Here is a 12,107-nt window from a genome sequence, read left to right on the forward strand (position 1 = left end):
GGCACGTCCTTCAGGCAGTGTCCCAGGCGGTGTAGAAGCTGCCGGGGTTGACCAGGTAGCGGACGGTGGGGCGGGGCAGGTGGCGTACCCGGTGGCGGCGGGCGTAGCGGCGGACGAGTTCCCAGTCCTCGCGGGGCAGCACCTCGGGGGTGCGGCGCAGTCGGCTGAAGTGCAGGGCCCGGCTGCGGCGGGCGACGAAGGCGTTGGTGTCGAGGAAGGCCTCGTGGGCGGCGCGGCGGCGGTCGAAGGCCACGGACAGGACATCGCGTTCGGTGCCGTCGGGCAGCACCCTGCGCAGCGCGGTGTAGACGGCGTCGGGACCGTCGGGCGCGTCCAGGGCCGCCAGGGCGTGCTCCAGGTGGTCGGGCTCCCAGAGGTTGTCGTCGTCGAGGAAGGCCACGTACCGGGAGCGGGTCAGCCGGATGCCGATGTTGCGGACCACTCCGGCGGTTGCCGTGTTGCGGGCCAGGGAGACCGCGAAGAGGCGTGGGTGGGACGGCAGTGCGGGCAGGCCGGCGCCGTCGTCGACCACGATGACCACCTGGTCGGTGACGGTCTGCGCCAGGGCGGAGCGGACGGCCGCGCGCAGCGCGTCGGGGCGCCGGTGGGTGGCGATGACGGTGGCGACCCGGGCGGCGGGGGGCCGGCCGAGGAGGGCGGCGAGGCGGGTGGCCTCGGTGTCCTCGAAGCGCCGCAGCCGTACGGCGGAGGGCAGCAGCAGGAGCTTGTTGCGGGCCTCGAAGAGCACCAGCCAGCCGAAGGTCCGCTTGAGCAGTTCCCAGGGGGCCCGGGCGATACGGCGCATGGTGGGATCTCCGTCGTGGTGGGGGTCAGGGGGCCGGCTGCACCGGGCGGCCGTCGGACATGCGGTTGTCCTCCCACACGTTGCCGGCGCCGCCCGCGTTCCAGGCGGTGACCGGTCCGTAGGCGCCGCTCGCCGGGTGGTACTGGGTGGAGAAGACGTTGCCGGTGACCTTGATGCCGGTGGCGCCGGGACCGCCGCCGTAGAGCGCGTACGCCCCTCCGGCCAGCCAGTTGTCCTCGACGACGACGGAGGAGACGAAACCGGTGTCGGCGAAGAGGCCCACGGCGGCGGTGGCGCCCTGGGCCACGGGGGTGGCATTGAGGAGCGTGTTGTGCCGGACGGTCAGCCGGCCCGTGTTGCCGCCGCCGCTGATGACGGCGTCGGTGTGCTGCCACTCGCCGCCCTGGTTGCGGAAGGCGACGAGGTCGTGCACGTAGTTGTCGTGGAGGTCGCCCTGGCCCATGGACAGGGCGTTGCCGAACACCGAGATGTCGCACCAGCCGACCTCGATGGAGCTGCCGCCCATGTTCGACACGGCGTAGTTGACGCCTCCGTTGTCGGGGCCCTTGCCCGGCACGGCGGTGATCGCGGTGTGCAGGACCTTCAGCCCGCTGAAGCCGGGGCGCAGGTTGATGCCCCACCAGTTGGTCGAGGTGATCCGGCTGTCGATGACGGTGACGTCGTCGGCGTAGATGTCCAGGGAGCCCCGGATGTCCCAGCCCCTGATGACCGTGCCGTCCTTCCTGATCGTCATGTTGCCGGTGTCGTGGCGTTCGAGGGCGATCCGCGGACCGGTGCTGTGCTCGTCGGGGAACCCGCAGGACCCCGGGGAGGTGCAGGCGGTGGTGGTGGCCGGGGCCGGCGGCGGTGGGCCTGCTTCCGGCGGGGGCGGCGGCGATGCGGTGGAGGGGCTCGGCGTACCGCCGGTCGGGGGCGCCGCGGGCCCGGCGGCGGAGCCCGTCGGGATGGCGGAGGGGACGGCCTCCGGGTCGCCGACTCCGGTGCGGTCGGCGCCGTAGAGGGTGAGGACGACGGCCAGCACCACTCCGGCGAGCAGCCACGCCCCCGGGCGCCTTCGGTTGCGTGTCATGGCCGTCGCCTATCCTCGGAGCGTTTTCCGGGCGGGCAGGAGGCACACGGCGTAGGCGAGGGTGCCGGCGGTCGCGGTGGCGAGGAGCGCCGGCGCGGAGTCGCCGAGGGCACGGTCGCAGGCCAGGAGCACGGCGGCCATCACCGCGCCGCCGAGCAGGGGCAGGGCGCAGGCGCGTACGAGGGCGGCCGGGCGGATGCCGCCGCGGCGCAGGGCGAGGAGGAACACCGGGACGACGACGGCGCAGACGACGGCGACGTGTCCCTGGGCCACGCCGACGATACCGCCGCCGCGGGCGCCGAGGACGAGGGCCGGTAGCAGGAGGGCGAGCCACAGGCCCTGGACGGCGATGAGGGAGCGGCGCCGGCCGATGGCCACCAGGCAGTCGTAGGCGAGTTCGCAGCCGATGCGGACGAGGCCGAGGGCCATCAGCCAGGGCAGGGCGCCGGCGGCGGGCAGCCAGCGTGCCCCGTAGACGAGTTCGACGAGGGGCGCGGCGAGGACGGCCGGCAGGACGCAGAGCGGTACGGTGCCTGCCGTCACGATGCCGAGGGCGCGGGTGAAGCCGGCGGCCAGTGCGTGCGGTGAGTCGGCCAGCCGGGAGAAGCCGGCGAAGGAGACGCGGCGGGCCGCCTCGGAGATGATCCGTACGGGCCAGCCGGAGATGTTGAAGGCGAGGACGTAGAAGCCGAGGGCGAGCGGGTCCAGGGTGGCCCCGACGACCATGGTGTCCACGTTGAGCACGCCGAGGGCGAGCATGCTGGCCCCGGCGAGCGGGAGGCCGAACTTCAGCAGGGCGCGCGCCTGTTCGCGGTCCCAGCCGAAGCGCAGGGTGCCGGGTGCGGCGAGGCAGCAGCCGACGAGGGCGGCCACGTTGCCGACGACGGACCCCCAGGCGAAGCTCATCGCGCCCCAGCCCTGGACCGCGAGCAGCAGGGTCACCGCGGTGCTGAGGACGAAGTTGAGGCCGTCGACGGCCATCCGCCGGCCCTGCGCGAACTCCCGGGTGAGGAAGCCGGCCGGGACCTGGGACAGTCCGTCGAGGACCACGCACAGGCACATGACCCGCAGGACGCCGGAGGCCTCGGGCGAGCCGAGGACGTCGGCGACGGCCGGGGCGGTGGCGAAGAGGACGGCGTACAGCAGGCAGCTGGAGGCGGCGCTGAGGGTGAGGACGGTGGGGGCGAAGCGACGCGGGTCGCCCTCCCAGCGGACGATGGCGAGGGAGACGCCGAGTTCGTTCGCGGAGAGCAGGACCAGCAGGACGGTCTGGGCGATGCCGTACACGCCCCAGGCCTCGGGGCCGAGGAAGTAGCGGGCGAGGACGATGCCGGTCGCGAAGTTGCCGAGGCGCATGACGACCGTGTTGAGCAGGCTCCACCGGGCGGCGGAGCCGACCTTGGGGCCCAGGGACGGTGCTGCCGGGGTGGTCCGGGCAGGGGTGCCGGTGTCGGTCACGTCGATTCCGCCCCGCCGGCGGCGACGGTGCGCAGGGCCATGGTCTCGTCGGTGGTGACGGGCGCCGCGGCCGGTGTCCCGGCCGGGGCCGGGTGGTCCTTACCGCGGGGGGTGCGCCGCCGGGCCTCCGCGAAGAACGTGGCGGCCAGGCTGAGGACGAAGCCGAGCGCGCCCGCCATCACGAGGTACTGGAGCCGGGTCCTGGTCTGCGCCTGGGGTTTCTGCGGGGGCACGATGGTGGCCATCCGGATCATGGCCTCGGGGGCGACGGACTGCTGGGTCTGGAACTCCTTGAGCCTCTTGTCGGCGTAGGCGGTGAGGAGCTCGTCGGACGTGAGGACGGCGGCCGGGTCGGTGCCGGTGACGGTCAGCCACATGAAGGGGCCCTGGGCGTTGTCGGCGATCTTCGCCTCGTGCCGGCCGGTGACGCCGAGGGCCTTGAGGTCGGCTTTGGCGCCGTCCGAGTTGAGGTTGCGGGCGAGCCCGTCGGCCATGCCCGTGAGCGACGCCTGCGTGCTGAGGAAGGGGTTGCCGTCGAAGGCCTCGGTGGCCTTCGACGAGTTGAGCAGCGTCACGGTGCTCTGCGACTGGTACTCCACCGGGATCAGCAGGTGCACGGCGGCGGTCAGTGCTGCGGTCAGCAGCAGTCCGGGCAGCAGCACGTACCAGCGCCTGCGCATGACCCGCCCCATCTCGGCGAGATCCATGGTCCTCCCCCTCGTTGCGGATGGTGCGGTTACTGCGGTGCGTGCCCGGCGGCCGGCACGAGGTCGGTGGGTCGGGGCCGGGTTCGGGCGGGTCCGCCGTCGAGGAGGACTGCGGCGATGCGCTCGCCGGCGCGGCCGTCCCACAGGGCGGGGCAGCGCGGTGCGGGGGGATCGTCGAGCACCTTGTCGACGGTGGCGACGATCCGGTCGGGATCGGTGCCGGCCAGGACGTTGGTGCCCTCCTCGACGGTGACGGGGCGCTCGGTGTTCTCGCGCAGGGTCACGCAGGGCACGCCCAGGGCGGTGGTCTCCTCCTGGACGCCTCCGGAGTCGGTGAGCACTAGGCGGGCGGAGTCCTGCAGGGCGATGAAGTCGAGGTACCCGGCGGCCGGTACGAGACGGATGCCGTCGGGTACGCCGACCGCGGCCAGCCGCTGCGCGGCCCGCGGGTGCACGGGCAGCAGCAGCGGGCAGCGGCCGGCGATCTCGCCGAGTGCCTTGAGCAGGCCGCGCAGTGCCCCGGGATCGTCCACGTTGGCCGGCCGGTGGAGGGTGACCAGGCCGTATCCGCCGCGGGTGAGTCCGTGGCGGTCCAGGACGTCGGACTGCCGGGCCCGGTGCAGGTTGGCGCGGAGGGTGTCGATCATGACGTTGCCGACGATGTGGATCTGGTCCTCGCGGTAGCCCTCCGCGCGCAGGTTCGCCGCGGCGTCGGGCGAGGGGGCCAGCAGGTAGTCGCTGACCCGGTCGGTGGCGACCCGGTTGACCTCCTCGGGCATGCTCCAGTCTCGGCTGCGCAGGCCGGCTTCCACGTGCGCCAGCAGCGGGCCGGCCTTCGCGGTGACCAGGGCGCAGGCGAGGGTGGAGTTGATGTCGCCGACCACCACGACGGCGTCCGGGGCCAGTTCGTCGACGAGCGGTTCGAAGGCGGCCATCACGCGCCCGGTCTGCCGGGCATGGCTGCCCGATCCGGCGCCCAGCCGGTGGTCGGGCGGCCGGATGCCGAGGTCGCGGAAGAACACGTCGTCCATGGACTCGTCGTAGTGCTGTCCGGTGTGGACGAGGACCACGTCGGCGCCGCGGCGCTCCAGTGCGTCCATCACCGGTTTGATCTTCATGTAGTTGGGGCGCGCTCCGGCGACGCAGACGATCCTGGTCATGGTTCAGAGCACCTCCACCTTCGGGCCGGTCATGCGGTTGCGGGTGTCGAGGACGAAGGAGGCGTGCTCGGTGATCATCCGGTAGTCGAAGCAGTCGTGGTCGGTGAGCAGCACGACGACGTCGGCGGCGGCCAGTTCCTTGCGGGTGGCCTCGACGCGGGCGAGGCGGGCGTCGACCTTGACGCTCTCCACGACGTGCGGGTCCACCGCGCGGACCCTGGCGCCCATGTCGAGGAGCAGTTCGGCGATGCGGACGGCGGGCGACTCGCGTGCGTCGCCGGTGTTCTTCTTGTAGGCGAGGCCGAGCAGCAGGACGCGGGATCCGTTGACGGACCGGCGCTTGGCGTTGAGGGCGTCGATGACCCGGCGCGTGACGTACTCGGGCATGTGGTTGTTGATGTCGTTGGCGAGTTCGACGAAGCGGAAGTTCTGGCCGAGTTCGCGCTGTACGCGCCAGTTCAGGTACGAGGGGTCGATGGGCAGGCAGTGCCCTCCGACGCCCGGTCCGGGGGTGAACTTCATGAAGCCGAAGGGCTTGCTGGACGCGGCCTCTATGGACTGCCAGACGTCGATGTCGAGATGGCGGGCGAACATGGCGATCTCGTTGACGAGGGCGATGTTCACGTGCCGGAAGGTGTTCTCCAGCAGTTTCGCCAGCTCGGCCTCCTTGGGCGAGCGGACGGGAACGGTGGTGTCGACCAGCTGCCCGTAGAAGGCCTCGACGGCCTTCAGGGAGGCGGCGTCGACTCCGGAGACGACCTTCGGTGTCTGCTGGAAGCCCCAGACGGTGTTGCCGGGGTCGATGCGCTCGGGGCTGTAGCCGAGGTGGAAGTCCGCGCCGGCGGTGAGGCCGGAGCCGTCCTCCAGGATCGGGGCGAAGAGCTCCTCGGTGGTGCCCGGGTAGGTGGTGGATTCCAGGACCACGGTGGCGCCCGGCCGCAGGAAGCGGGCCAGGGTGTGGGCCGACTCCTCTATGTGGCGCAGGTCCGGTGCCCCGTCCTGCAAGGGGGTGGGGACGGTGACGACGGCGACGTCGAAGCCGCCGCAGTCCCGGGCGAGTTCGCTGGGCCGGTAGGTGCCGCGCTGCAGGGCGCGGGCGAGGCGTTCGCAGGAGACGTCCTCCACGTACGACTCCCCGGCGGCGAGGCGCTTGATCCGCCGGGCGTCCACGTCGTACCCGATCACCTGGTGGCCGACCTCGGCGGCCCGGACGGCCAGGGGGAGGCCGACGTATCCCTGTCCCACGACGACGACGCGCATCAGCAGTGACTCCTGTTCGCGGAACCGGCAGACGGGGTCCGGTGGATGAGCTCGCGGACCGTCATGGCGAGGAAGGCGGCATTGGTGGTGAGGTAGCGCCTGCCGAGACGGCGCGGTTCCTGGAGGGCCCGGTAGAACCATTCGAGGCCCATGCGCTGCCAGGCCAGCGGGGCCCGCTTGGTGATGCCGGCGAGGATGTCGAAGGAGCCTCCGACGCCGTGCACGACGTGGGCGCCGGTACGTCTGCCGTAGCCGGCGGTGAAGATCTCCTTCTTGGGGGAGGTCATGCCGAGGAACAGCAGCCGGGCACCGCTGTCGGCGACGGCGTCGGCGATCCCCTCCTGTTCGGCGTCGCCGAAGTAGCCGTTGCGGCTGCCGGCGACCCGCAGGCCCGGGAAGCGTGCGGAGATCTGCCCGAGCATCAACTCCAGCACCCGCTGTTCGGCGCCGAGCAGGTAGACGGGGATGTCCGCGATCTCGGCCGCGGCGAGCAGGCGCATGAACAGGTCGATTCCCGCGACCCGTTCGGGCAGCCGGACGCCCAGCACGCGGCCGGCCCAGACGACGGCCTGGCCGTCGGCGAGGACGAGGTCGCAGCCGGCGACCGCCTCGGCGAGGGCGGGGTCGCGCCGCATGTTGACCAGTTTGGCGGCGTTGACCATGCCGATCTCGATCTGCTCCCCGCGGCGTACGGCGTCGAGGCAGCGCTGTACGGTCTCGTCCATGGTCAGGGGGTCGAGCGCGACCCCGAAGAGGCTGTCACGGGTCATCTCTGCGGCCCCCCGAGCCAGGCGAAGAGCATCCAGCCGAACTCGTACGGGCGGCACTCGCGGTCCACCGCCCGCGGGCGGAAGAGGACGTCCAGGGGTGCGAGGCGGACGCGGGGGGCGACCCGGGTGGTGAGTCCGCGGGCGGCCCTGACGGCCTTCTTCGGGTCCCCGCGGTGGACCTTGCGCCAGGTGATGCCGAGGTCCTCGCGGATCATCGGCTCGCGCGGGGTTCCGTCGGGCCCGGCGAGTTCGGGGACCGCGGTCATCCACCCCAGTCCGCGGCGGATCGCCGCGCCGAAGTCCGTGCCGCCCGCCTCGGCGAGGTCGAAGAGGGCGGTCGGGGCCATCGCGTGCTGGTGCACGCTGTAGACGGGGAAGCCCTCGATCACGGTGCCCCGACGGGCGTCGTAGTGCCACCACCACTGCCCGCCGTCACCCTGGAGGTCGGTGATGCGGGTGGCGCAGGCGTCCGCCGCGGCGAGGGCTTCGGGATCCCCGCCGCTCGCGTGCAGCCGGGCCAGGGCCTGCAGCGGATAGGTCTGGTCGGCGAAGCAGGCCACGTGCGAGCGGTAGCCGGGCACCAGTCCGGGCCCGGTGGCGTGCGGGAACAGCGGGCTCGTGGCGGTCCTCGCGGCCAGCAGGCGGGCCCGGGCGGCCCGGATGCGGTCCTCCACGTCCACCGCGGCACGGGCGGCGGCGAGGGCGGAGAGCACCCACGCCGCCTCGACCGTGTACCGGGTGCGGCCCGGCTCGTCCAGGGCGGCGACCCGGTCGAGTGCGTCGGACAGTTTCGGGTGGCCGGTCTCGGCGGCGGCCCAGGCTACGAGCGCCGCGTCGCCGAGGTCGACCACCCCGGGCAGCCGCTCCACGAGCAGTGCGGTGAACTCACCCGCGGAGCGCCCGCCGAACAGGGCGCGCTGGCGGTCCTCGGGCAGGAACCGGGCGCCCAGCGCGGTGATGGCCGCGTACCGGGTGCTGGTCCCCCGCAGTTCCAGGCGGCGGGCGCCCTCGGGCGAGACGGTGCCCGCCCTGGTGAAGGCGAAGGTCTCGGCCTCCGCGCGGTACATGGCGGGCAGTCCCGCCTCGGCCAGACCGAGCAGCCGCTGCGCCAGCGCGTGCAGCCCGGGGTCCTCGCCGGCCAGTGCTCCTAATCGTGTGAGGGTCATCGGGTCCCCACCCCGGCGCCCCGGGTGCTGCGCGCACCCCGCATGTCCGAGCTCTTCGGCTCCCACACACCTACCCCCTCTGATCGCTCCTCGGACGGACCTGGCGGTCGTCGTTCCGCGGAGGGGGACTGCGCGTGACGGCGCCCGTGCGCGCGGCGTCGGACGCCGCGGGCACGAGCCGTCCGGAGGCTGCCGTCTGGATCCCCCCAGCGATGCCTCCGGACCGGGACACGCGCGCACGGCAGTGTCGGCGGGCGCGGTGGACCCGCGCTCCGCCGGGCGCTGCCCGCGGTGCCTCGTCGTACACAACCCCCCACTGAACAAGGCCTGTTGCCTGCTCAGATCCCGTGTGCAGGGACACGTTATGCCCACGGATGTTCATCGATAGTGGTTTTGAGGAAATGGTGGTGGCCGAGATTTGCCGACCTTGCGTCAGTTGCGCTCGACGAGCGTGCCGTCCTTCTCGTCGTGCAGCATCCCGGTGCGCGGACACTCCCAGGTGCCCGGCTCGTCCTCGCGCTCGACCAGGCGTACCCCGGCCCGGCCCACCCATCCGATCCGGCGCGCCGGCACACCCGCCACGAGCGCGAAGTCCGGCACGTCCTTGGAGACCACCGCGCCGGCCGCGACCAGGGCCCAGCGCCCGACGCGGACCCCGGCCACGCACACCGCACGGGCGCCGAGCGAGGCGCCCTCGGCCACGACGACCCCGGCGGGCTCCCAGTCGCCGTCCCGCTTGAGCGTGCCGTCGGGGTCGACGGCGCGCGGGTAGAAGTCGTTGGTGAGGACCGCGGCCGGGCCGATGAACACCCCGTCGCCGAGCTCGGCCGGCTCGTACACGAGCGCGTGGTTCTGCAGCTTGACGTGGTCGCCGATGCGCACACCGGGCCCGACGTACGCGCCGCGGCCCACGATGCAGCCGCGCCCGAGCCTGGCCTCCTCCCGTATCTGCGCCAGATCCCAGACGGTGGTCCCCTCACCGAGCTCGGCACTCTCGTCGACCTGCGAGGAGGGTTGGATGCGGACACTCACGGCGCGGTCCCCTTACGGTTCGTCAGGCGTGCGTCGCACGGCAGTGCGACGGCACGGCGGGCCGGTGCACGGGCGCACCGGTGCATGGACGTCCGGGCGCACGCAGGTGCGGGTGTTCAGACGTTCCGGTGTGCGGGTGTACGGCGGTGCGCGCCGAGCATAGGCGTCCGCGGGCCGCCGTACCCGGGGATCGACCGACTGTTCATCCACCGCTCCCGGGGAGGCGGGCACGACTCCGGGAGCGCATCACAGGAGGCGTTCGGGGACGGAGCCGGCCGGGACGGTGCGGGTGCGCAGGCCCCCGTCCGGGGCGAGGAACTCCACCTGGCCCATGGGGTCGGCCGTGACCTCGCCCACGACGGCCGCCCGGCGGCCGTGGGGGTGCGCGCGCAGCGCCGCCAGGACCAGGCCGGTGCGTTCGGGCGGCACGAACAGGCACAGGCAGCCGGCGCACGCCGCGTCCAGCGGGGCGAGGCCGCGCGCGGCGAGGACCACCCGGGCCCCGTGGCGCACGGGCAGGGCGGACTCGTCGACGCGCAGGGTCAGGCCCCGGTCCGCGGCGGTCCGGCGCAGCACCTCCGCGAGGCCGCCCGCGGCCACGGTCCGGGCGTGCCGGATCCCGGCGCCCACCGTCCGCAGCAGGCCGGCGAGGGGGGCGCAGTCGCTGGGCACGTGCTGGTCGTAGCCCAGGCCGTCGCGCAAGGACACCAGGTGGGCGGCGTGGCTGCCCAGCGGGCCGGTCACGACGATGCGGTCCCCCGGCTGGACCGCATGGACCTCCCGGGAGGGCCCCTCGCGCACCCCGAACGCGGTCGTGGTGACGAAGACCCGGTCCGCCTCGCCGGCGCGGACGACCTGCGTGTCGACTGCGGCGACGGCGACCCCGGCCTCGGCGGCCGCGGTGCGCACCGACGCCGTCAGCCGGCGCAGCAGCTCCAGCGGGAGGCCGGCCTCCACCACGATGCCGAGGGCGATGTACCGGGGGTCGGCGCCGGTGGCGGCCAGTTCGTTGACGGCTCCGCAGACGGCCACCCGTCCGATGTCGCCGTTGCCGAAGAAGGGCGGATCGACGACGTAGGTCCCGGTGCGCACGACCGCGCCGCCGCCGTGCGGGAGGAGTTCCTCCTCGACCAGGGCGCGGACGCCCGGCCCGAAACCGACCTGGGCGGCGTGCCGTCCCCGTGCGTAGGTCACGCCGCCCCCCGATGCGCCCGATTCGTGATCGCCCCATCATCGGCCGCCCCACGGCCCCCGCCTACCCGTGTCAGCCGTACGGCGACGGGTCAGGGGTCGGTAGGGGCGGGCGGGCGACCGTACCCGCGCAGCAGTGCCACGGCGGCCGCGGTGGCGAGGGCCGGCAGGACCGCGAAGCCGGCCAGCACGCCCAGTTCGGCCGTCGCGGTCTGCTCGGCGGCCCGGCCGGTGGCGGAGGAGGCGTAGCCGGAGAGCTGGAGCACGAGGCCGTAGACGAAGGGGCCTGCGGCGAGCCCCAGCCCCTCCCCGGTGGTGAACAGCCCGGACAGGACGCCCGCGCTGCGGTGATCGGTCCGGGCGATGTGCCGCGCCAGCAGGGCGTACAGGAACAGAAGTTGTCCCGCGTGGCCGGTCCCGGTGAGGGCCATGACGGCGACCACCCCTGCGGTCGGCAGGACGGGGGCCGCGCACAGGAGCAGGCAGCCGGCGGCGAACAGCGCGGAGGCGAGGGCGTAGCCGCGGCGTCCACGCAGACGCGACCAGAGCGGGAGGGTCAGCAGGTTGGGGGCGACGAACGCGACGACGAGGGCGCCCACCCCGGCGGAGCCCCCCAGGACGTGGTCGGCGAAGTACGGGGCGCCCGCGAGCAGGACACCGGTCGCGGCGGACTGGACGACGGCGCACCACAGCAGTGCCCGGAAGGCCGCGTCGGCGCGGGCCGCGGCGAACTGGCGGCGCAGGCCGGGTCCGCTCCCGGCGGCCCGGACGCGGACGGCCCGGCCGGTGCCCGCCGGGGCGGCGCCGCCGGTGCCGGCGAACACCCAGACGGCGCCGACGGCGATGACCACGGCGCCGAACGCACCGACCCAGCGGTGCCCGGCGAGGCCGCCGCCCCCGGCGTCGATCAGGGCGGGGGCGGCGGCTCCGGTGAGCAGGGCGGCGATCCCGATCACCGTGACCCGTCCGCCGACCAGGCGCGTGCGGTCCTCGTCGCGGACGGCGAGTTCGGCGGGCATGGCCACGTACGGCACCTGGAAGAAGGCGAAGGCGGTGGCGGTGAGCAGGTACCCGGCGGCCGTGAACCAGGCGCCCGCGGTGCCGGGCAGGGGACCCGAGAAGGTCAGGGCGAACGCCGCGGCCATGGCGAGCCCGCCCCACAGGACGTAGGGGCGGCGGTTGCCCCACCGGGTGCGGGTGCGGTCGCTCGCGCGGCCGACGAGCGGGTTCAGCAGCGCGTCCCAGGCCTTGGGCAGGAAGACGATGATCCCCGCCAGGGCCGCGCCCACCCCCAGGGTGTCGGTGAGGTACGGGAGCAGCAGCAGGCCCGGGAGGGTGGTGAAGGTCGCCGTCACCAGGGACCCCGAGGCGTAGCCGAAGCGCAGCCGGGCCGGGGGGCCGGGTGCGGGCGGCGCCGTGGCGGCCCGCGAGCGGGCGGTCCCTGTGGTGGCCATGCGGGGCTCCCTTC

General features: G+C 74.0%; 11 protein-coding genes. All 11 read right to left on the reverse strand.

Annotated elements, in window-relative coordinates; genetic code table 11:
- Window positions 1-10: 10 nt before the first annotated feature.
- The 11 genes from IF89_RS0113160 to IF89_RS0113210 all read right to left on the reverse strand — a co-directional run bounded on the left by IF89_RS0113160 (window position 11) and on the right by IF89_RS0113210 (window position 12,093).
- A complete protein-coding gene (locus IF89_RS0113160) occupies window positions 11-805 on the reverse strand; it encodes a glycosyltransferase family 2 protein (protein ID WP_030765948.1) in 795 nt (264 codons plus the stop codon).
- A 25-nt stretch (window positions 806-830) separates the two neighbouring features.
- Window positions 831-1,895 carry a hypothetical protein gene (locus IF89_RS0113165; protein ID WP_051807039.1) on the reverse strand — a complete coding sequence of 355 codons (1,065 nt, stop codon included), beginning with the start codon at window positions 1,893-1,895 and terminating at the stop codon, window positions 831-833.
- 9 nt (window positions 1,896-1,904) lie between these two features.
- Window positions 1,905-3,353 carry an oligosaccharide flippase family protein gene (locus IF89_RS0113170; protein WP_234327748.1) on the reverse strand — a complete coding sequence of 483 codons (1,449 nt, stop codon included), beginning with the start codon at window positions 3,351-3,353 and terminating at the stop codon, window positions 1,905-1,907.
- Complete coding sequence (locus IF89_RS0113175; RefSeq protein ID WP_199820500.1) at window positions 3,350-4,060, reverse strand: chain length determinant protein; 711 nt, start codon at window positions 4,058-4,060, stop codon at window positions 3,350-3,352. The genes IF89_RS0113170 and IF89_RS0113175 overlap by 4 nt, the downstream gene beginning before the upstream one ends.
- A gap of 29 nt (window positions 4,061-4,089) precedes the next feature.
- The gene (gene wecB / locus IF89_RS0113180; protein ID WP_030765959.1) at window positions 4,090-5,220 is read right to left on the reverse strand and encodes a non-hydrolyzing UDP-N-acetylglucosamine 2-epimerase; all 1,131 of its coding nucleotides are present in this window, start codon (window positions 5,218-5,220) and stop codon (window positions 4,090-4,092) included.
- A 3-nt stretch (window positions 5,221-5,223) separates the two neighbouring features.
- Window positions 5,224-6,480: a nucleotide sugar dehydrogenase gene (locus tag IF89_RS0113185; RefSeq protein ID WP_030765962.1), complete on the reverse strand. Its 1,257-nt coding sequence runs from the start codon at window positions 6,478-6,480 to the stop codon at window positions 5,224-5,226.
- A complete protein-coding gene (locus IF89_RS0113190) occupies window positions 6,480-7,250 on the reverse strand; it encodes a WecB/TagA/CpsF family glycosyltransferase (RefSeq protein WP_030765965.1) in 771 nt (256 codons plus the stop codon). The genes IF89_RS0113185 and IF89_RS0113190 overlap by 1 nt, the downstream gene beginning before the upstream one ends.
- Complete coding sequence (locus IF89_RS0113195) at window positions 7,247-8,416, reverse strand: hypothetical protein (RefSeq protein WP_030765967.1); 1,170 nt, start codon at window positions 8,414-8,416, stop codon at window positions 7,247-7,249. Before IF89_RS0113195 ends, IF89_RS0113190 begins: the two co-directional genes overlap by 4 nt.
- Window positions 8,417-8,848: 432 nt before the next feature.
- Complete coding sequence (locus tag IF89_RS0113200; RefSeq protein WP_030765969.1) at window positions 8,849-9,448, reverse strand: acyltransferase; 600 nt, start codon at window positions 9,446-9,448, stop codon at window positions 8,849-8,851.
- A gap of 246 nt (window positions 9,449-9,694) precedes the next feature.
- Entirely contained in the window at window positions 9,695-10,642 is a 948-nt protein-coding gene (locus tag IF89_RS0113205; RefSeq protein WP_030765972.1) for an AIR synthase-related protein, read from the reverse strand.
- An 89-nt stretch (window positions 10,643-10,731) separates the two neighbouring features.
- Entirely contained in the window at window positions 10,732-12,093 is a 1,362-nt protein-coding gene (locus IF89_RS0113210) for an MFS transporter (RefSeq protein WP_030765975.1), read from the reverse strand.
- Window positions 12,094-12,107: the final 14 nt, after the last annotated feature.

Source organism: Streptomyces sp. NRRL F-2664 (assembly GCF_000719345.1).
Classification (GTDB): domain Bacteria; phylum Actinomycetota; class Actinomycetes; order Streptomycetales; family Streptomycetaceae; genus Streptomyces.

Excerpts from the sequence above, each read along its gene's own strand:
- IF89_RS0113195 (WP_030765967.1), bottom strand. The coding sequence starts at position 8,416 with ATGACCCTCACACGATTAGGAGCACTGGCCGGCGAGGACCCCGGGCTG.
- IF89_RS0113165 (WP_051807039.1), bottom strand. The coding sequence starts at position 1,895 with ATGACACGCAACCGAAGGCGCCCGGGGGCGTGGCTGCTCGCCGGAGTG.
- IF89_RS0113190 (WP_030765965.1), bottom strand. The coding sequence starts at position 7,250 with ATGACCCGTGACAGCCTCTTCGGGGTCGCGCTCGACCCCCTGACCATG.
- IF89_RS0113175 (WP_199820500.1), bottom strand. The coding sequence starts at position 4,060 with ATGGATCTCGCCGAGATGGGGCGGGTCATGCGCAGGCGCTGGTACGTG.
- IF89_RS0113160 (WP_030765948.1), bottom strand. The coding sequence starts at position 805 with ATGCGCCGTATCGCCCGGGCCCCCTGGGAACTGCTCAAGCGGACCTTC.
- wecB (WP_030765959.1), bottom strand. The coding sequence starts at position 5,220 with ATGACCAGGATCGTCTGCGTCGCCGGAGCGCGCCCCAACTACATGAAG.
- IF89_RS0113185 (WP_030765962.1), bottom strand. The coding sequence starts at position 6,480 with ATGCGCGTCGTCGTCGTGGGACAGGGATACGTCGGCCTCCCCCTGGCC.
- IF89_RS0113210 (WP_030765975.1), bottom strand. The coding sequence starts at position 12,093 with ATGGCCACCACAGGGACCGCCCGCTCGCGGGCCGCCACGGCGCCGCCC.